General features: G+C 63.7%; 19 protein-coding genes. 13 read left to right on the top strand and 6 right to left on the bottom strand.

All coding sequences use genetic code 11. The features are described from left to right. The first annotated feature begins 13 nt into the window (after positions 1-13). A complete protein-coding gene (locus tag DEH80_RS10525; RefSeq protein ID WP_109720452.1) occupies positions 14-1,660 on the top strand; it encodes an OmpA family protein in 1,647 nt (548 codons plus the stop codon). Between the two features lie 69 nt (positions 1,661-1,729). Here DEH80_RS10525 and DEH80_RS10520 read toward each other — a convergent pair whose 3' ends face one another. From DEH80_RS10520 to DEH80_RS10510, 3 genes are all read right to left on the bottom strand, one after another. Next, on the bottom strand, positions 1,730-2,623 hold the full coding sequence (locus DEH80_RS10520) for a carbon-nitrogen hydrolase (RefSeq protein WP_165831418.1): 894 nt from the start codon (positions 2,621-2,623) through the stop codon (positions 1,730-1,732). Then, on the bottom strand, positions 2,620-3,648 hold the full coding sequence (locus DEH80_RS10515) for an agmatine deiminase family protein (RefSeq protein WP_109720510.1): 1,029 nt from the start codon (positions 3,646-3,648) through the stop codon (positions 2,620-2,622). Before DEH80_RS10515 ends, DEH80_RS10520 begins: the two co-directional genes overlap by 4 nt. Positions 3,649-3,721: 73 nt before the next feature. Further along, a complete protein-coding gene (locus DEH80_RS10510) occupies positions 3,722-4,084 on the bottom strand; it encodes a hypothetical protein (protein WP_207774560.1) in 363 nt (120 codons plus the stop codon). A 46-nt stretch (positions 4,085-4,130) separates the two neighbouring features. On the opposite strand from DEH80_RS10510, the gene DEH80_RS10505 reads away from it, so the two are divergent. Genes DEH80_RS10505 through kdsB form a run of 7 tightly spaced genes read left to right on the top strand, consistent with a single transcriptional unit; the run spans position 4,131 to position 12,178 of the window. Continuing rightward, positions 4,131-5,378 (top strand): lipoprotein-releasing ABC transporter permease subunit, encoded by a 1,248-nt coding sequence (locus DEH80_RS10505; protein ID WP_109720451.1) that lies wholly within the window; start codon positions 4,131-4,133, stop codon positions 5,376-5,378. After that, the gene (lolD, locus tag DEH80_RS10500; RefSeq protein WP_109720450.1) at positions 5,371-6,057 is read left to right on the top strand and encodes a lipoprotein-releasing ABC transporter ATP-binding protein LolD; all 687 of its coding nucleotides are present in this window, start codon (positions 5,371-5,373) and stop codon (positions 6,055-6,057) included. Before DEH80_RS10505 ends, lolD begins: the two co-directional genes overlap by 8 nt. A 22-nt stretch (positions 6,058-6,079) precedes the next feature. Next, complete coding sequence (locus tag DEH80_RS10495) at positions 6,080-8,374, top strand: DNA internalization-related competence protein ComEC/Rec2 (protein ID WP_109720449.1); 2,295 nt, start codon at positions 6,080-6,082, stop codon at positions 8,372-8,374. 48 nt (positions 8,375-8,422) lie between these two features. Next, positions 8,423-10,177, top strand: a complete 1,755-nt coding sequence (gene msbA, locus DEH80_RS10490) for a lipid A export permease/ATP-binding protein MsbA (RefSeq protein WP_109720448.1) — start codon at positions 8,423-8,425, stop codon at positions 10,175-10,177. A 15-nt stretch (positions 10,178-10,192) separates the two neighbouring features. After that, positions 10,193-11,212, top strand: a complete 1,020-nt coding sequence (gene lpxK / locus DEH80_RS10485; protein ID WP_109720447.1) for a tetraacyldisaccharide 4'-kinase — start codon at positions 10,193-10,195, stop codon at positions 11,210-11,212. Positions 11,213-11,234: 22 nt separating this feature from the next. Beyond that, positions 11,235-11,408, top strand: coding sequence for a Trm112 family protein (locus tag DEH80_RS10480; protein ID WP_109720446.1), 174 nt, complete (start codon positions 11,235-11,237; stop codon positions 11,406-11,408). After that, the gene (gene kdsB / locus DEH80_RS10475) at positions 11,405-12,178 is read left to right on the top strand and encodes a 3-deoxy-manno-octulosonate cytidylyltransferase (RefSeq protein ID WP_109720445.1); all 774 of its coding nucleotides are present in this window, start codon (positions 11,405-11,407) and stop codon (positions 12,176-12,178) included. The genes DEH80_RS10480 and kdsB overlap by 4 nt, the downstream gene beginning before the upstream one ends. Here the strand turns inward: kdsB and DEH80_RS10470 are convergent. Both DEH80_RS10470 and DEH80_RS10465 read right to left on the bottom strand, forming a co-directional pair. Further along, a complete protein-coding gene (locus DEH80_RS10470; RefSeq protein ID WP_133249206.1) occupies positions 12,145-12,375 on the bottom strand; it encodes a hypothetical protein in 231 nt (76 codons plus the stop codon). The genes kdsB and DEH80_RS10470 overlap by 34 nt on opposite strands. 15 nt (positions 12,376-12,390) lie before the next feature. Beyond that, a complete protein-coding gene (locus tag DEH80_RS10465; RefSeq protein WP_109720443.1) occupies positions 12,391-15,234 on the bottom strand; it encodes an Rne/Rng family ribonuclease in 2,844 nt (947 codons plus the stop codon). Positions 15,235-15,494: 260 nt separating this feature from the next. On the opposite strand from DEH80_RS10465, the gene DEH80_RS10460 reads away from it, so the two are divergent. Next, positions 15,495-16,418: an RluA family pseudouridine synthase gene (locus tag DEH80_RS10460; protein WP_109720442.1), complete on the top strand. Its 924-nt coding sequence runs from the start codon at positions 15,495-15,497 to the stop codon at positions 16,416-16,418. After that, positions 16,415-17,080: an HAD family hydrolase gene (locus DEH80_RS10455; protein WP_109720441.1), complete on the top strand. Its 666-nt coding sequence runs from the start codon at positions 16,415-16,417 to the stop codon at positions 17,078-17,080. The genes DEH80_RS10460 and DEH80_RS10455 overlap by 4 nt, the downstream gene beginning before the upstream one ends. A gap of 20 nt (positions 17,081-17,100) precedes the next feature. On the opposite strand, the gene DEH80_RS10450 is transcribed toward DEH80_RS10455, so the two are convergent. After that, positions 17,101-17,733: a Maf family protein gene (locus DEH80_RS10450; protein ID WP_109720508.1), complete on the bottom strand. Its 633-nt coding sequence runs from the start codon at positions 17,731-17,733 to the stop codon at positions 17,101-17,103. A 103-nt stretch (positions 17,734-17,836) separates the two neighbouring features. On the opposite strand from DEH80_RS10450, the gene DEH80_RS10445 reads away from it, so the two are divergent. From DEH80_RS10445 to plsX, 3 genes are all read left to right on the top strand, one after another. Continuing rightward, complete coding sequence (locus DEH80_RS10445) at positions 17,837-18,208, top strand: YceD family protein (protein WP_165831417.1); 372 nt, start codon at positions 17,837-17,839, stop codon at positions 18,206-18,208. A gap of 10 nt (positions 18,209-18,218) precedes the next feature. After that, positions 18,219-18,413: a 50S ribosomal protein L32 gene (gene rpmF / locus DEH80_RS10440; protein ID WP_109720439.1), complete on the top strand. Its 195-nt coding sequence runs from the start codon at positions 18,219-18,221 to the stop codon at positions 18,411-18,413. 82 nt (positions 18,414-18,495) lie between these two features. Next, a complete protein-coding gene (gene plsX / locus DEH80_RS10435) occupies positions 18,496-19,548 on the top strand; it encodes a phosphate acyltransferase PlsX (protein ID WP_109720438.1) in 1,053 nt (350 codons plus the stop codon). The last annotated feature ends 12 nt before the right edge of the window (positions 19,549-19,560 follow it).

Here is a 19,560-nt window from a genome sequence, read left to right as displayed (position 1 = left end):
GGGGAAACCAAGCATGAAGAGGTTATTGGCACCACTGCTGGCCGTCACGGCCGCGTGGTCAGGGATGGGTATTGCAGGTGAGACGTTGGCAACGGAGTCGGCGTTCATCAGCATGCCGTGGTTGGAGCCAGCGGGTACGATCAGTACAACTGACGACCAGGTCGGCCTGGACCGTGCGCTGGGTTTGGAGCGCGACGCAGGTCTGGCCATCGGTTTCAGCATCGCCCCGGAGTGGATGTACGGCTGGGATCTGCGGTCGAGCTTCACGACGTTGAGCTTTGATCGCCGTATCGATGCATTCAACGACTTCACTTTGTTGGGTGTCGACGTGGATGCCGGCAGTTCATCCGTGACGTCGTCGTGGCAGGCTCGCCAGCTCGATGTCTTTGCTGTCATGCCGTACGAAGGGCTGCATTTCGGCACGATTTACGAGCTGGGCTTGGGTGCTCGGTTGCTGGATTCGAAGTTTGATCTGCGCGAGACCGGTTCGCAGGCCAGCGCGCAGACCGGATCGGCTCGCCTGCTGGACTATCGTCCAATCGCGCACTTCGGTGTACGCCAGCCGCTGTTCCAGGGCGGTCAGCTGCAGTTCCAGGCCAGCGGTTATCCGGTGAGCGGCAACTCGATGTTGGACTCGTCGCTGAGCCTGATTCTTGACGACCCGGAGAGCGATTTCTCGCTCAGCATCGGTTATCGCTACATCAATTACGAGTACGACAACGAGCACAACGTTGCCTACGATGTCGAAGCCTCCGGTTTTGCGATCGGCCTGCTATTCGACCTCGGCGCCGTGCAGTGGCCGGTCAAGGCGGACGATGACGCCGATGGCGTACGCAACGCACGTGACCGCTGCCCGGATTCCGCGGCCGGCGCATCGGTTGATGGCTTTGGTTGCGAGCCCGACCAAGACCAGGACGGCGTGCCCAACGAAACGGATGCCTGCCCGACCACAGCGCCGGGCGTGGCTGTCGATGAGACCGGCTGCATGCTGGACTCCGATGCCGACGGCGTGGGTGATGGTCGGGATCAGTGCCCCGACACGCCTGCAGGCGAGCCTGTCGAGGCCAATGGCTGCTCCTTTGACGAGGACGGCGACGGTGTGACCGATGCCATCGACGAATGTCCGGCCACGCCGCCGGGTGTGGTCGTGGACGCCAAGGGCTGCGGGGCCGACAGCGACGCCGACGGGGTCGCCGATGGCTTTGACCAATGCCCCGACACGCTGGAAGGCCTCCCGGTGAATGCAGAAGGTTGTGCCATTGACGCCGCACCGGTTGCCGACTGTGGCGTCGGCGGCCTGGATTGTGCCGGCGTCGGTGATGCGGTGCTGCTGCCGACGGTTCAGTTCGCGACCGGGCGCGCCGTGCTGACCGAAGGTGCGCGCGAGACGCTGGATCAGGTTGCGCTGACCTTGCAGCGCCGCCCCGATCTTGCTGTCGAGGTACAGGGCCATACCGATTCGGTGGGTGCTGCGGATGACAATCAGCGTCTGTCCGAAATGCGGGCCCAGTCTGTCGTTGATTACCTGATTTCCGTGGGTGTGTCCGCCGGTCGCATGTCTCCGGTGGGTTACGGCGACACCGAGCCCATGGCGAGCAACGAAACGGCCAGCGGCCGGGCGCAGAATCGCCGGGTTGTCCTGGTGGTGACCGACGCCTAATTGATCGGAAGCGACTGAACCGGGTTGGTTGACCCGGTTCGTCATGGCGCGGGGGCCGCGGCCTCCGCGCTATTTTTTTGCGTCGCGGTAGCGCAGGGTCAAATCGCCGTAGGCATCAATACGGCGGTCACGCAGATAGGGCCAGATTCGGCGCACCTTCTCCGAACGTGCCAGGTCCACGCTTGCGACCAGGGTTTGTCGCTCGTTGCCCGCCCGGGCCAGGACTTCGCCCTGCGGCCCACAGACGAAGCTGCTGCCCCAGAACTCCGCTCCGGCAGTGGCTTCGGACGGATCGGCCTCGAAACCCACACGATTAACGGCGGCCACAGGCAGACCGTTGGCCACGCCATGGGCGCGCTGGATGGTGATCCAGGCATCCTGCTGCCGCTGCATTTCGTCGCTGTCGTCGTCCGGGTCCCAGCCGATGGCGGTGGGGTAAATCAATAGTTCAGCGCCCGCGAGCGCCATGAGCCGTGCGGCCTCGGGAAACCATTGATCCCAGCACACCAGCACGCCCAGGCGTCCAACAGCGGTATCGATGGGCTCGAAGCCCAGATCGCCCGGCGTGAAGTAAAACTTTTCGTAGTATCCGGGATCATCGGGGATGTGCATCTTGCGATACACGCCAGCAAGCCGCCCGTCGTTGTCGAGCACGACGGCGGTGTTGTGATAAAGCCCCGGGGCGCGGGCCTCAAACAGCGAGCCGACGATGACCACGCCGAGCTCTTCTGCCAGCGCACTCAACCGATCTGTCCCCGGCCCCGGGATGGGCTCGGCCAGGTCACAGAGGCTGGTGTCTTCGGTCTGGCAGAAGTAAAGACTGGCATGGAGTTCCGGCAGTATGACCAGCTCGGCGCCCTGCGCCGCCGCTTCCCGGACGCCGCGTTCCGATTCCTGCCAGTTCGCCGCCATGTCGTCACTGCAGGCGTGCTGGATCAGGCCGATCACCAGTGGTTTGTTCATGTGCCGTCTCCCATCCGGGGAATGTTCATCGTGACGCAGTGCAGGCTGCCGTTCTGGGTAATCAGCGCCCTGCAATCGACGGGTTCGATCCGGCGCCCCGCGAAGGCGTCGTCCAACCGGCGTAGGGCCAGATCATCGGCTGCCGTCTTGTAGACCGGCACCAGCACCAGGTCGTTCAGAATCAGGAAATTCGCATAGCCAGCGGGCAGGCGCCGGCCGAACTCATCGGTTTGAGGTGCCGGGAGTGGCAAGGGCACGAGGTCGAATGCATGACCATCGCGGTGCCGTAGCTCGCGCAGTTGATCCCGCATGGTGGACAGTGACCCGTGGTGCGAGTCCAGCGCATCATCACAGGCTTGATAGGCGATGACCTCCGGGCTCACAAAGCGGGCGAGGGTGTCGATATGGCTGTCGGTGTCGTCGCCTTCCAGATGACCCGCTGACAGCCAGAGTAGCTGCACGATGCCGAGCCACTCATGTAGCTGTCGCTCCAGGCGATGGCGCTCGACCTGCGGATTCCGGCGTGGGTCCAGCAAGCAGGCTTCCGTGGCGAGCAGGCAGCCTTGACCATCGGTCTCGATGCCACCGCCTTCCAGCGTCCAGTCCACGTTGACCCGCTGCGCAGGTCTGAGCACGCCCGCTGCGTCGAGCTGCTGGGTGATGCGGTTGTCCTGGCGGGCGTCGAACTTGCCGCCCCAACCATCAAATCGAAAATCTAACGCCCGCGGCGTCGTCTCCTCGAAGACTGTAATCGGGCCATGGTCACGCGCCCAGACGTCATCGCTGTGGCAGGGCACGATGTGCACACGGTCAGCCGGCACGGCTGCTATCGCCAATTGCTCCCTGACATGAGCAGGGTCCTGCGCGGCGACAATGAGGTCGGCCTGCTGTGTGATCAGCCCGGCCAGCTGCCGAAAAACCGGTTCGACGTCTGAGAATGCGCGGCCCCAGTCCGTGCCGACATGCGGCCAGGTGAGAAGAACGCGGGATTGCGGCTCGAATTCAGCCGGCCAGTGAATGGACACGATGACGGCTCCAGTCAGTCGTTCGATTGGCTGGTTGGTGGGGGGGCGCGCCGGCACAAACGCCGGGGCAGATCTAATGCGCCGGCCGCAGTTCGTTGGCGCGGTAGATGGGAGCGGGCGCGTCGGGCACGACGGCGTGCAGGACGAACTGATGCTCGAAGACGACGACGAACTCGGGGTAAATCCAGCGGGAAATGGGCGGATCGCCGACGGCTGCAACGCGGCGGGACGGCTCGCCGTACTGCCGACGTACGGAGGTCTTGCTCATGCCACGCGTTGGGGTGGCTGGACGGCTGAGCTGTTCGCCCAGCGGCTGATCCCCGGCTGGCAGGTCCAGCACGTCGGCCGGCGCCTGAAACGCCGCGAGCGCCATGGTCAGTCCGCTGATCAACACCCAGTTGCGCATGCCCAAATCGACTTTTTTCAGAATGATCATGACTATAGCACCGGCCCAGGGGCACGAAAACAAGTAGAATCGCAGGATGTTCCAGCCCTTCGAACTGGCCATTGGCCTGCGCTACACGCGCGCCAAGCGCCGTAATCATTTCATCTCGTTCATCTCATTGATTTCCATGCTTGGCATCGCGCTGGGTGTGACGGCATTGATCACGGTGCTGTCTGTCATGAACGGATTCGAGCGCGAATTGCGTGAACGCATTCTGGGCATGACCTCGCATGCCACCGTCGCTGCCTTCGAGGGCGGACTCGAGGCACCACAAGCGGTGGCGGAGCTGGCGGGGCGCCACCCGGATGTGCTGGGCGTGGCACCTTATGTCGAGGGCGAGGGCATGGCACGCCGCGCGGGTACGCTGTCCGGCGTGTTGCTGCGAGGCATCGAGCCCAGTCAGGAGATCGCGGTCTCAGATGTTGGCGATCACATGGTATCCGGTGCGCTAACCGACCTCGAGGCGGGAGCCTTCGGTTTGGTGGTGGGCATCGAACTGGCCCGTGCGCTGGGGCTGGCGCCTGGGGACAAGGTGGACTTGATGATTCCCCAGGCCAGTGTCACGCCGGCTGGACTGACCCCGCGTTTCAGGCGATTTACCGTGACGGGCGTATTTGAAATCGGCATGTACGAATACGACCGATCCATGGTGTACATGCACATTGATGATGCCGCGGCGCTGTACCGGCTGGGTGATCGCGTCACTGGCCTGCGGCTTAAGCTCAAGGACATGTTTGCCGCACCGCGCGTCAGCCGTGAGGTTGCAGATCTGCTCCCCGGTTTTGTCTACGTGCGGGACTGGACACAGCAACATGCGAATTTCTTTCGCGCCGTGCGGACCGAAAAGATCGTGATGTTCGTCATCCTGAGTCTGATCGTCGCCGTGGCCGCGTTCAATATCGTCTCGACGCTGGTCATGGTCGTAACCGACAAGCAGGCAGATATCGCGATTCTTAGAACGCTGGGCGTCTCACCGGGTTCGGTGACGATGATCTTCATCGTGCAGGGCGCGCTGATCGGTCTGGTCGGAACCGCATTGGGCCTGGCGGGTGGAATCGGGCTGGCGCTGAACGTGGAGACCCTGGTCCCGGCGCTGGAACGCTTGCTGCATCAGGACTTTCTCGCCGCCGATGTCTATTACATCAGCGATCTGCCCTCGGAACTGCATGGTTCGGATGTCTTGAAGATTGCAGGTTTGTCGCTTGTGCTGGGGCTTGTTTCGACGATTTATCCGGCCTGGCGAGCTGCTCGGGTCCAGCCCGCGGAGGCCCTACGCTATGAGTGAGCAGCCGCGGATTGAGGCCAGGGGTGTGAGCAAGGGCTTTCGGGAAGGGCGGGCCTCGGTCCAGGTCCTGGAGTCGCTGGATTTACAGGTGGCGGCTGGCGAGAGCGTCGCGATACTGGGCGCCTCGGGCTCCGGTAAGAGCACGCTGCTGCATGTTCTCGGCGGTCTGGACACGCCGAGTGCGGGTGAGGTGTTCGTGGACGGTCAGGCCATGGCGTCGTTGAGTGATGCAGGGCGTGGGCGACTGCGTAACGCCAAGCTGGGGTTCGTCTACCAGTTCCATCACCTGCTGCCAGAGTTCACGGCGTTGGACAATGTCGCCATGCCTCTTGTCATCCGTCGTGGGGAGGCCGCACGCAGTGCACGGGCGCAAGCCCAGGCGTTGTTGGAGCGAGTGGGCTTGGGACACCGGTTGGACCACAAACCGGGTGAGCTGTCGGGTGGCGAGCGTCAACGCGCGGCTGTCGCCCGGGCGCTGGTCACGCGTCCCGCCTGCATGCTGGCCGACGAGCCGACGGGCAACCTTGACAGCGATAGCGCCGATAGCGTGTTTGAGCTCATGCAATCACTGAACCGCGAACTGGGGACCAGCTTGGTGGTGGTGACCCATGATCATGGTCTGGCCGCCCGGCTGGATCGTCGCTGCCTGTTGCGCGACGGGCGGTTAGAAGCGGTCTGATCGGGCTGCGCCCGCCTGGCCGATGCTGGATTTGCGTTGGTTGGCGGTTGCCGCTGTGCTGGGGCAACTGGCTGCGGTCAGCGGGTGGGTGGACGCGCGTGCGATTTGGCTGGTCTGCGCGATGGCGTGTGTGCTGCTACTGCTCGCCGGGGCGCTTCGGTCCACACGGGTCGGGACCGCATCACGGGCCTTGGCGGGCCTGGCGCTGCTGGGGATGGGATGGTCGCTTTGGAGCGCGCTCAGCCTAAGCGTGGTGGGTGACCGGCTTGCGCAGCGTTGGTCGGCGACGGCCGATGTGGCCGTTGTCGCGGGACATATCATCGATTTGCCGTCTCGAGACGAGCATCGCGCACGGTTCCGGTTCCAGGTGTCCGACAGCGATGAGGTGCTGTGGCTGAGCTGGTATCGCAGCGCGCCAAGCTTGCACTCGGGGGATTGCTGGCGCCTGCACGTCCGGCTGCGCGATTTGCGCGGACTGGCCAACGAGGGCGGGTTCGATTACGAGCGGTGGTTGTTGCGTCAGGGGTTTGCCGCGCGGGGCACCGTCCGTGGAGGTGAGCGCTGTGATGCCAACCGGGCAGACGTCGATCGCTGGCGTGACCGAGTCGGGCATCAGCTCAACGAAGGGCTTGGCGCATCCGCAGGGGCGGCCGTGGTACGGGCCCTTGTGGTGGGCGATCGGCGTGGATTCGACCAGGATGCCTGGGCCACGCTAAGGCGAACGGGCGTCGGGCATCTGGTCGCGATTTCTGGCCTCCACATCGGGTTGTTGGCGGGGCTGGCAGGTTGGCTCGGGGCACGCCTGTGGCGACTGTCGGCGAGACTTTGTCTGCTGTGGCCAGCACCGATGGTGGGCGCGGTGATCGGCGTGGCCGCAGCGGCCGCCTATGCCACGGCGGCAGGTTGGTCGGTCTCTACCCAGCGTGCGTGGATCATGGTCGCGGTTCTGGCGGTGTCGCTCTGGGGCCCGGGTCGACCGGGTCTCGGGATCGGATTGTCGGCGGCCGCCTTGCTGGTATTGGGACTGGATCCGCTCGCGACCCTGGACCCGGGTTTCTGGTTGTCATTTGGGGCGGTGGGCTGGATTGCCTGGATGGCGCCGTTGCTTCCCCGCGCAGCGCCCCTGCCTGCGCTGATCTTGTTGCAAATCGGCCTGTCGCTTGGACTGGCGCCGCTGACGCTGTTCTGGTTCGGTGAGTCTTCGCTGGTCGGTGTGCTGCTCAACCTCTTGCTGGTACCCGCATTCGCCGTGATCGTGCCCTTGGTGCTGGGGCTGGCGGTCGGTGCCCTTTGGCTGCCCGCTGTGTTCGGGCCGCTGCTCTCTGTGGTCGCCGGCGGACTGAGCTGGGGAATGGACGGGCTGGATGCGATGAGTAGCCAGGCCTGGGCGAGCGCCAGTCTGACGCCGGGGTGGGCTGCAGCTGCGCTGGCGTTGCTTGGCACTGCAGTCATCCTGGCGCCATTGCCCTGGAGCTTGCGCGGGCTGGGCGCATTGCTCTGGCTCCCGTTGTTGTGCCCGACAGAACGCATGCCGGCCGCCGGCGCATGGATTGATGTACTGGACGTGGGGCAGGGGCTTTCGGTCGTGGTACGCACGCCGCGCCACAGTTTGGTGTACGACGCCGGGCCGGCCTATGCCAGTGGCTTCGATACCGGCGCGGCCGTTGTCGTGCCGATGCTGCGGGCCAACGGGCTGCGAGAGTTGGACCGCCTTGTTGTCTCCCACGGTGACAACGACCATGCGGGTGGGGCGGCGGCCGTGATGGCGGCGTATCCTGGAGCGGAACGCTGGGGCTATGGCGGTCAACCCTGCCAGGCGGGCGCCCACTGGACCTGGGATGACGTCCGATTCGAGTGGCTTCACCCCGGGACCAAGGGCGATGCGCAGGGCGCCGGAAACAATACCTCCTGCGTGCTGCGGATCGAATCGCCTGGTGGTGCCTCTGCATTGTTGACGGGCGATATAGAGGCAACGGTCGAACGAGACCTGTACACCCGGATGCCCGCAGATTTGGATAGCGACATGCTGCTGGTCGCGCATCATGGCAGCGCCAGTTCCTCGACGCCTGGGTTTATCGATGCTGTGGCGCCCGATTTCGCCGTTGTGGCGGCCGGGTGGCGCAATCGATGGGGATTTCCGCGCCCACAGGTTCGGGCGCGCTACGTCGATCGTGGGATGCCGTTGTTCGTCACCGGAGACACCGGGCAGCTGCGCATTGTGCTTCCCCTGAACGGGCCCGCCGGACTGCAGTGGCAGTACCGGCAGGCGTATTCCCGTCCGTGGCGCGCGCGAAGTGGCGAGGCCGCTGCCCGTTAGGGAAACGCTGCAGTTGGATGCAGCGCAACAGGCCACTATCATCGCGCGATGACAGACGTACTGACTGGGGACTCAGACCCGACGCCACGACAGGTCTATCGCCGCCTTCTGGGTTACGCCACGCCGCACTGGCGCATGTTTTTGCTGGCGATTGTCGGCATGACCCTGCTGTCGGCCGCGGACGTGGGGCTGACCGCGCTCATGCAGCCGCTGCTGGACGGCAGTTTCGTGGAGCGCGACCCCAAGATCATTCGCTTGATGCCCATCGCCATCCTGGTGCTTTTCCTGACCCGAGGCGTGGCGCAACTCACCGCCAGTTATTGCATGGCCTGGGTCGGGCGAAAGGTCATCAAGACCATTCGCACGGACTTGTTCTCGCAGTACCTGCGTCTACCCGTGAGCTTTTTTGACCGGGAGGCGGGTGGGCAGCTCATCGCTCGTCTGACGTATCACGTGGATCAGGTCGCTGAATCCACAACCTCTGCCATCGGCACGGTCATCAAGGATGGTCTGACCGTGATCGGCCTGCTTTGCCTGATCGTCTATCTCAATTGGAAGCTGGCCTGCTTTGTTCTGGTGGTGGGTCCGTTAATCGCGGGGTTGGTCCGCATCGTCAGCCGGCGCTTCCGCAAGCTGTCAAGGCGCATTCAGAACTCCATGGGCAACACCGTCCACGTCGCTGACGAGGTGATCTCAGGCCATCGCGTGGTCAAGGTCTTTGGTGGGCAGACGCTGGAGGCCGAGCGCTTCGAGGAAGTCAACGAGTACAACCGGCGGCAACATCTCAAGATGGTGCTGTCGCAGGTCGGCAGCACCGCATTGATTCAATGGATTGCGGCCTTTGCCATCTCGGCCATTGTGTTCATTGCCACGACGCAGCCAACCATGACGCCGGGCGCATTCGCCGCTTTCATGGGGGGGCTGATCGGGCTTTTGCGACCACTGCGCAACCTGACAACGGTGAACGAGCGGATCCAGCGCGGTATCTCCGCTGCCGCCGAGATCTTTGATCTGCTGGACCAGACCCCCGAGCAGGATACGGGTCAGCGGGTGATCGACCGGGTGAACGGCGAGCTGGTCTTCGATGCCGTCAGCCTGCGTTACACCGACAGCAGCAAGCCCGCGGTGAATGGGGTAGATCTGACCGTGCCTGCAGGCCAGGTGGTGGCGTTTGTCGGTCGCTCTGGGAGTGGAAAAACCAGCTTGTTATCGCTGATTCCGCGCTTCTACCAGCCCTCATCCGGTGAGATTCGTCTGGATGGGCATGCGCTTGAGGACTACGAGCTGACCAGTTTGCGGAGACAGATTGCGCTCGTTGACCAAAGCGTGACGCTGTTCAATGCCACGGTTGGCGAGAACATCGCCTATGGCGTGGGTCGTCCGGTCTCCGATGAGGACATTCGTCAGGCGGCCCGCAGCGCGCATGCGCTCGAGTTCATTGAGCGACTGGAGCAGGGTTTCGACACACAAATCGGTCAGAACGGCGTGTTGTTGTCGGGTGGTCAGCGACAGCGCATTGCCATCGCCCGTGCGATTCTCAAGGATGCCCCGATTCTGATTCTTGATGAGGCCACTTCGGCGCTGGATACAGAATCCGAGCGTAAGATTCAGGCGGCCTTAGAAGGCTTGATGAAAGGCCGGACCACGCTGGTGATCGCGCACCGGCTTTCGACGATCCAGAATGCCGACCTGATCGTGGTGATGGACGATGGCCGCGTTGTCGAGCAGGGGACCCACACGGATCTGCTGCGTCGCAACGGTGCCTATGCCGCGCTGCATCAATTGCAGTTTGAAGACGACTAGTTCGGGCGGCGGGCCGTGATCGAACGGGTATGGCAATCGCGGTGGCATCCTCTGGCCTGGCTCTTCTGGCCCGTCGCCTGGCTGTTTGGACTGGTCACGGCGCTGCGACGCCTGGGGTACCGCAGGGGTTGGCTGCGCAGCCAAGCATCCGATGTCCCGGTTATTGTGGTCGGGAACCTGACCGTCGGAGGGGTCGGCAAGACGCCGCTGGTGGCCTGGCTGGCCGGTTATCTACAAGATCAGGGCTTGCGAGTCGGCGTGGTCTCCCGAGGCTATGGCCGCCAGTCTCGTGGCCTCGTGACCGTGTCGGATGGGCAGCGGGCGGAGGCCGAGGCGCTAGGTGATGAGCCCGCCCTGCTGGCCGATGGCGGATTGCCCGTGGCGGTCGCCGAGCGTCGGTCGGATGCCGTGGCCGCATTGGCGCCGAGCTGCGACGTGTTGCTGGCAGACGATGGTTTGCAGCATTACGCCATGGCCCGAGCCGCGGAGGTGTTGGTGGTCGATGGGGAGCGTCTATTCGGCAATCGATGGCTCCTGCCGGCCGGGCCCCTGCGAGAACCGCTGCGCCGCGCGCGCCACTGTGATCTGGTGGCGGTGCGTGGGGGTGGGGCCTTGGGGCTAGCCGCTGTCCGGCGTCTGTTGCCGGGGGCTGCGGTGTTTCAGTTCGATGTCCATGCCGATCGGGTGGAATCCTTGAGCACGGACGATGTGGCGCCGCTACACACCTGGGCTGGCCGGCGGGTTCACGCCGTTGCCGGGATTGGCCTGCCGGAACGTTTTTTCAATGCTTTGCGTCGGGCAGGCCTGCAGGTACAGGCACATCCGTTTCCGGACCACCATATCTTTCGGCCCGACGATCTGGCCTTCGGCGATGATTGCCCTGTACTGATGACAAGCAAGGACGCCGTAAAATGCCGTCACTTCGGTGACCGTCGGCTCTACCAGGTTTCGGCCAGGGTGGAGCCGGGTCCCGGATTCCGTGAGGCCCTGAATGCCCAGGTGAATCGCCTGCGGACGTTAGTGTCCACGCCATAGCACAGCTTTTGGAGTCACTCCGTTGGATAATAAGTTGCTGGATTTACTGGTCTGCCCGGTCTCGAAGGCCCCTCTGCGGTTGAGTGAGGATCACAAGGAGCTGATTTGCGATGCCAGCCGGTTGGCCTATCCGATTCGTGATGGGATTCCTGTGATGCTGGAATCCGAGGCTCGCGAACTCGACCCGGACGAATGAGCCCGTCGTTTTCGGTTGTTGTCCCCGCGCGTTATGGATCGGAACGGTTTCCGGCCAAGGTGTTGGCCGATTTGCATGGCCGTCCGCTGGTTGCGCAAACAGCCGAGGCGGGGCGCTTAAGCGGGGCTGGCGAGGTCATTGTCGCCACGGATGATCGTCGTGTCGTTGATGCTCTGGCGCCGTTCGGGCTGCCGTGTGAGATGACATCGACCGCGCATACTTCAGGAACCGACCGCATTCACGAAGTTGCCCAGCGTTTGGGCTGGGCGGATGACCACATTGTGGTTAATTTGCAGGGTGACGAACCGATGATGCCGCCGGAGATCATCCGCGCATGCGTAGACGCGCTGGTCGCGAATCCGACGGCCGATATCGCGACGCCGGTTCATGCCATCCACCAGGTCGGCGATTTTCTCTCGCCCCATGTCGTCAAAGTGGTGCTGGATGGAGACAGTCGGGCTCGCTACTTCAGCCGGGCGCCTATTCCCGCGTCACGCAAGGCATTGCTATCCGGTGTTCAGGCGTTACCGGATGCGGGCGCCTGGCGGCATATCGGGCTGTATGCGTACCGATGCGCCGCCCTTGCGAAACTGGCTGCGCTGCCACTGGCGCCGACCGAGCAGGACGAATCACTGGAGCAGCTGCGAGCCTTGTGGAACGGCATGCAAATCCAGGCCGTCGTCGTGGCGCAGGCGCCGCCCCCGGGTGTGGATACGCCCGAGGACCTGGCTCGGCTTCAATTGTTAGCGCCGCCAGCCATCAGGGACTGAATCTCCGCATGGAGCTGCGGGTGGTTGCTGCGATCGACCAGCCGTGTTTCGGGGACGCGCCGTCTCGGGTCCCCGAACTGGTCGGATTGAATGACGCCGGTTTGGTCCACGGCGGTTAGCACCCAGCTATCGCAGTCTTGCAGATATTCCACGACCCGCCATGCACGGCCCTGGTGTTGAATCAGTGGGCCGGGCATGACGAGCGCGCTCCGCTAGCTGGACGAGGGCGGCGTCTGCTTCGGCTTGTTGGATTGCGCCGGCAGAATGGTTTCAACCTGCTTTAGCTTCGGCTCGGGCTTCGGCTCGGGCTTCGGCTCGGGCTTCGGCTCRGGCTTCGGCTCRGGCTTCGGCTCGGGCTTCGGCTCRGGCTTCGGCTCGGGCTTCGGCTCGGGCTTCGGCTCRGGCTTCGGCTCGGGCTTCGGCTCRGGCTTCGGCTCRGGCTTCGGCTCGGGCTTCGGCTCGGGCTTCGGCTCRGGCTTCGGCTCGGGCTTCGGCTCGGGCTTCGGCTCGGGCTTCGGCTTCGGCTCAGGCTTCTGTTTGGRCTCGGGCTTGGACTCGGGCTTGGRCTCGGGCTTGGRCTCGGGCTTGGACTCGGGCTTGGACTCGGGCTTGGACTCGGGCTTGGACTCGGGCTTGGACTCGGGCTTGGACTCGGGCTTGTTACGTTGTGAATCCTGGGCCCCGGCAGCTTCGCCGTCCGCGCTGCGTTTGCCGCGCTGGCCGCCACGGCGGCGGTTACGTCCCGAGCGGTTGCTGCTGCCGCTATGATTGCCGCTGTTTTCGGCTTGACCGTTCTGCGGGTGACTGTCCTGCGCCTTAGCGGAGCCGGACTCGCTACCAGATGCCTTGGTGTCGCCGTCTGACTGAGGCGCCTTGTTCTCGGCAGTGGCCGAGGCGTCCTGACCGCCGTTGCCCGGGTTGTTGGCCTGTGCGCCACCCTGACCCCCGCGACGGTTGCGCCGGCCTCCCCGCCGTCCACGTCGCCGGCTGCGGTTGCTGCTTCCGGACTCGTTGTTGCCGTCCTTGGACGCCTGCGGGTTGTTCGTTGCAGCGGTCTGGTTGCTGCCATCCGAAGATGGATCGGCCTCTGCCGCAGGCTGGCCTGCAGTTTTCGTCGGCTGATCCGGCTTGCCCTGGGAGGGCTTGCTGGCAGCGCGATCGTTGCGTGGATTGCGCGGCTTGCGCTCCCGCTGACCACGTTCCGCACTGGAACTGCGTGCGCCGCGGCGCCGGTTCTGTTGCTGGCGGTTGCCCGAGCGATTCTGGTTGCCGCTGCGCGCCTGGCCTTGTCGATTGCCCGATTTCTTTTCTGGGGTTTCCGGCTTGGATTCCGTGGAGGCGGTGCCGATGCCGAAAAGGGCGCACAAACGCTTCCAGAAGCTCGGCGGCGCACTGGACTCCACGGCAACCGGCTGGGGCTCTGGCTTGGGCTTGGGCACCGGGATCGGTGCGGACGGAACCAGCTGGCTGACCGCGGGCTGTTGGGTCTTTTTCTTCTGTTCGTCCGGCTTACGGTTCAACACTTCGGCGATGTCTTCGCCGCGGGGCTCGATCAGCTCGTGACTGTATTCCGGCACATCCTTCATCTGATCGCCGCGAATACGCTGAATCTCGAAATGCGGGTGATCCATCCCGGGTACGGGCAGCAGCAGCACACCCACGCCGGTTCGACCCTCGATGGCCGCGACATCCACGCGTTTTTCGTTGAGCAGGTAGGCCGCAACGGTCACGGGCAGCTGCGCCTCGACGCGCGCCGTCTTCTCCTTCATGGCCTCTTCTTCGACCAGGCGGAGTACGGACAGGGCAGTGGAGTCGATGGAGCGAATTTGACCCTTGCCTTCACAGCGCGGGCATTTGCTCTGCGTGTGATCCATCAACGATGGTCGCAGGCGCTGGCGCGACATCTCCAAGAGGCCAAACCGGGAGATCTTGCCGATCTGGATCCGCGCCCGGTCGTTGCCGACCGCACCACGGAGGCGGTTTTCCACCTCGCGCTGATTCTTGTTCGGCCCCATATCGATGAAGTCGATAACAATCAGGCCGCCCAGGTCGCGCAGCTTGAGCTGGCGGGCGATTTCGTCCGCCGCTTCCAGGTTCGTATTGAGCGCGGTTTCTTCGATGCTTGCGCCGCCGGTCGCACGCGCCGAGTTGATGTCGATGGCCGTGAGCGCCTCGGTGTAATCGATGACAATCGAACCACCGGAGGGCAGACGGACTTCGCGCTGATAGGCGGTCTCGATCTGGCTTTCAATCTGATAGCGCGAGAACAGCGGAATCCGGTCGTCGTAGAACTTCAGCTTGCCGAGGTTCTGCGGCATGACCGCCTGCATGAACTCCTGCGCCTGCGCATGTAGCTTGGGGTTATCAATCAGAATTTCATTGATATCAGGGCGCAGATAGTCACGCAGTGCGCGGATGATGATGCTCGATTCCTGATAGATCAGGTGCGGGGCCTTGATGTCGCCGGCCGCCCGCTCAATGGCGGTCCACAACTCGATCAGGTAGTTCAGGTCCCACTGCAGCTCCTCGGCGGTCCGTCCCATGCCGGCGGTGCGCGCGATCACGCCCATCCCATCCGGAATGTCCAGCTGGGCCATGGCCTCACGCAGTTCGGAACGGTCTTCGCCCTCGACCCGACGGGACACGCCGCCCGCGCGCGGATTATTGGGCATCAGCACCAGGAAGCGGCCGGCCAGACTGAGATAGGTGGTCAGTGCCGCACCTTTCGTCCCGCGTTCTTCCTTCTCGACCTGGACGATGAGTTCCTGGCCTTCCTTCAGCACTTTCTTGATGTCCGGGCGGCCTTCGCCCGGGTCCTTCACGAAGTAGCTGCGGGAAATTTCCTTGAGCGGCAGGAAGCCGTGGCGGTCGCCGCCGTATTCGACAAAGGCGGCTTCGAGACTGGGTTCGAGTCGGGTAATGCGTGCCTTGTAGACATTGGCTTTACGACTCTGGCGCTGCTCCATCTCGATGTCGAGATCGATCAGACGCTGTCCATCGACGATCGCAACGCGCAGCTCTTCGCGCTGCGTCGCGTTCACGAGAATGCGTTTCATGTTGTAGTTAATCCTGTTGCGCGCTCGAACCGTCTGCTCAGCGGAGGGGAGCGCGAATTATCCCTGTGCGGCATGCGCGCGATTGGCTGCTGCGCACACCAGCTTCGATTTGGTGCAGTCGGAAACCCTGGAACGTGTGATCAGAGTTAAGATCTACGAAAGACGGGCCGATCTGCCCACCGGCGCCACCTCAGAAGGTGTCTCTCTCGTGGTGGGTCGGGCTGTAATGACGATCTAAACGGCCATTCAGCGGAGCTAGTTTGCCACAGAATTCCCCAAAGGTGCGGTACCACGCGGTGACCGCGGCCGAAGACGGCCAACGTATCGATAACCTCTTGCTCGGCCAGCTCAAGGGGGTGCCCCGATCTCATGTCTATCGGCTGCTCTCCAGCGGGCAGGTCCGCCGCAATGGCGGGCGGGTCAAGCCCAGCACGCGCGTGGCGGCCGGTGATCAGGTGCGCATCCCACCGGTTCGGACGGCCGAGCGTGATGCCGGACCGCCGCCGGACCGGTTAGTCCACCGGGTGCGTGAGGCCATTATTGATGTGGATGGTGATTTCATCGTGCTGGATAAACCGGAAGGGATTGCCGTGCATGGTGGGTCCGGGGTGCCGCACGGTGTCATCGAGTGTCTGCGTGTCAGCCATGGTCAGGACTACGACCTGGTGCATCGGCTCGATCGCGAAACCAGTGGTGTGCTTGTCTGTGCAAGGCGAGGGGAGCCACTTCGACGTGCGCGGCAGGCTCTGAATCATCCCAAGACCGAGAAGCTTTACCAGGTGTTGGTTCACGGGCGTTGGCGGGGCGGCCCCCGCACCGTTGACCAGGCGCTGGACGTGCATGCGCGCCAGGCGGGAGAGCGGACGGTGCGTGCCGATGAGGCCGGCAAGCAGGCGGTCACGCATTTCGACGCGCTGGACCGTCGGCCGCGGATGAGCCTGCTGGAGGCGCGGCTGGAAACGGGGCGGACGCATCAAATACGTGTTCATGCCGCTGCTGTGGGGCATCCGGTTGTGGGAGACCTTAAATACGGGGACGGGGCGCTTGATACCCAAGTCTCGCCCGGCCGGCTCTGCTTGCACGCTTGGCGAATGCGCCTGGTTCATCGGGAGGTCGGCAAGTTGTTGGAAGTCAGTGCTTCCGTTCCGGATGCCTTCATGGCGCTGCTGGATGGGGCGTCGTGAGTCGCCGCTTCGATCTCATCGTTTTCGACTGGGATGGGACGTTGTCCGACTCGACGGGTCGGATTGTGGATGCGATGCAGGATGCGATCAGCGAGCTGGGTTTGCCCCAGCGGCAGAATCATGAGATTGCAACGCTCATCGGCCTGGGTCTTTGGGAAGCCCTGGCCGTGCTGTTTCCGGAGCACTCGCGCGAACAGCTCGAACCGCAATTACTGGCGTACCAGCGGCGTCGCGGGCCGGCTGGCTTCGAGCAGGCGCCCCTGTTTCCCCAGGTCGAGGCGACGCTGTCACAGTTGGCGGGCGAGGGTGTCACCTTGGCCGTGGCCACGGGCAAAGGCCGCCAAGGCTTGGAGACGGCGCTGGATGCCAGCGGCCTGCGGCACTTCTTTCAGGCCACGCGCACCGTGGATGAGGCCCCGTCCAAGCCGGCGCCCGACATGCTCGAGGAATTGTTGTGGGAGACCGATACCCCTGCAGAGCGGGCTTTGATGATCGGTGACAGCGAGTATGACCTGGCCATGGCGCGTAACGCGCGGGTGGCCTCGGTCGGTGTGCTGTGCGGCGTCCATGATGCCCAGACCCTGCGGCGGTGCGAGCCGCTGGGTTTGCTACCCCATGTCGCGGAGTTGCCGGCCTGGCTGGACTCCACGCGCTACCGCTAGTCGGTGGATATTCGGCGCCGCTACACCGGTAGTAAACCGATCTGACGCAGCATCCTGGCCAGCGCGATCAGCGGCAGACCGATCAGGGCCGTGGGGTCTTCCGATTCGATGGACTCGGTCAGACTAATCCCCAGTCCTTCTGATTTGAAGCTGCCAGCGCAGTCCAGGGCGGACTCTCGATTCAGATAGTCCTCAATAGCGGCATCGCTCAGCGTACGAAAGCGCACTGTGGTGGTATCCAGATGCGCATGATGGCTGTCATCCGGGCCCGTCAGATACATGGCGGTGAGAAACCGCACGGTCTGTCCCGAGGCCGCGCGGAGCTGGTCTCTGGCTCGATCCAGGGTGCCTGGCTTGCCCACCGGCTGATCGCCCAGCATGGCGACCTGATCGCTGCCTAGGACCCAATTCCCGGGGTGCCGCTGCGCGACGTGGACGGCCTTTTGGCGGGCCAGGCGTATCGAGAGCTCGACGGGTGATTCGCCCGCCATCGGTGATTCATCGATATCCGGCGAGTCGGCCTGAACAGGCACTTGCAGCCGGGTGATCATTTCCCGTCGATAGCGTGAGCCTGAGGCCAGGATGAGCGGCGCCCGCGCCGCGCCGGAATCCGCTGAAGAATCCAGGGTTTCTTTGACTTGATCTACGCTCATCACTATCATCGCGCGCGCCATGCAGCGCCCTTTGCCGGTTTGGATTGATCTGGCGCGCGCCCGAGCTAAGCAGCAACTCGATGGATCGGTTGCTGGAGAGCGTATGCCGCGCCTGTCGGAAGCCGGTGTCGAACTGCTTCGACCGGCTGAGGTTTCCGTGTGCCTGACGGTGCCGGAGTTTCGTTCGGATGCCAGGCCCGCGGAAGTTTCGGGCCGTATTGTGGCGCTGGCCTCGCTGCAGTGCCAGCGGTGCATGGGCAGCATGGAACACAGGATCGAAAGCCAGGTGTTCTGGCAACTGGTGGCTTCGGATTCGACGGAGGTCGACGAAGACGCCGAACCCATCGTTTTAGAGGGTGACCGCTTCGAATTGCTCGAAGCCGTGACCGATGAATTATTGCTCGCCGTCCCGAGCTACCCACGGCATGCCGAGTGTGCATTGCCTGGGACCCATTCCGGCTCGGACGACAACTGAGGACCTCAAGATGGCTGTACAGCAGAACCGTAAGACCCGTAGCAAGCGCGGCATGCGCCGTTCCCATGACGCGCTGAGCGCACCGACGCTGTCGATCGACCCGACCACGGGTGAAACACATCGCCGTCATCACGTGACCGCCGATGGTTACTACCGTGGCCGTCAGGTCATCGTGAAGCCGGAAGCGGCCGAAGAGCAGGAATAAGCTGCTGTTGCAGCCCTGCTTGGATCGCCGACCCGAACGATGGCGATCCCCAATATGAACGAGCACGAATCACGGTCGCGCCATGACTGACCTGCGTATCGCCCTGGATGCGATGAGCGGGGACCATGGGGCGGCCGTCGTGCTGCCTGCTGCCTCGCAGGTGTTGGCGGAGCGGCCGGATCTGACCCTGCTCATCGTCGGCGACGAGTCGCAGATCGGCGCTGAGGTGACCGCGCTTAGCAGCCGGTATCCGGGGCGGGTCGAGTTGCTTCATGCGGACGAGGTCGTCGGGATGGATGAGCTGCCGTCTCGTGCGCTACGAGGCAAGAAGCGCTCATCTATGCGACTGGCGATTAATGCGGTCAAGGCAGGGCAGGCGCATGCCTGCGTGTCCGCAGGCAACACCGGCGCGCTGATGGCGACGGCGCGCTTTGTGCTCAAGACCCTGCCTCATATCGACCGGCCGGCGATCATTTCGCGGATCCCGTCACTGAACGGATACACCCTGATGCTGGACCTGGGGGCCAACGTGGAGTGCTCGGCAGATCACCTGGTTCAGTTCGCGGCGATGGGGGATGTGGTCGCCCATGCTGTTCATGGCCAGGCCTCGCCACGCGTGGCGCTGCTGAACATCGGCGAAGAAGAAATCAAAGGGAACGATGCCATCCGCGAGGCTGGACAGCGGCTGGCAGACAGTGACCTCAATTACATCGGCTACGTCGAGGGCACCGATGTGTTTCTCGGCGATGTGGATGTTGTGGTCTGTGACGGGTTCTCCGGCAACGTTGCGCTGAAATCCAGCGAAGGTGTGGCCAAGCTGATTGGCACCTTGCTTCGCGAGGAGTTCTCGCGCAATGCACTGACCAAGCTGTCGGCGCTGGCAGCGCGACCTGTCTTGAAATCCTTCGCTCGCCGAATTGACCCCGGCAATTACAACGGCGCCAGCTTTGTCGGCCTGCAGGGCACGGTGATCAAGAGTCACGGCAGCGCCGATAGCAACGCATTTGCGAACGCGATTCGCATTGCTCTCGTCGAGATTGACTACGACGTCCCGCGAAAGATTGAATCGCTATTGGCGTCCAGCCTGGGCGCGGTGGCGCAGCAGGGCGTTACGCCTCAACAGGCGGCGAGCTAGACCTAGGGTTCC

The organism is Abyssibacter profundi (genome assembly GCF_003151135.1).
GTDB classification, from domain to species: Bacteria; Pseudomonadota; Gammaproteobacteria; order Nevskiales; family OUC007; genus Abyssibacter; species Abyssibacter profundi.
Note: the sequence above shows the minus strand (reverse complement) of the source record. Positions and strands in the feature narration are given on the sequence as shown.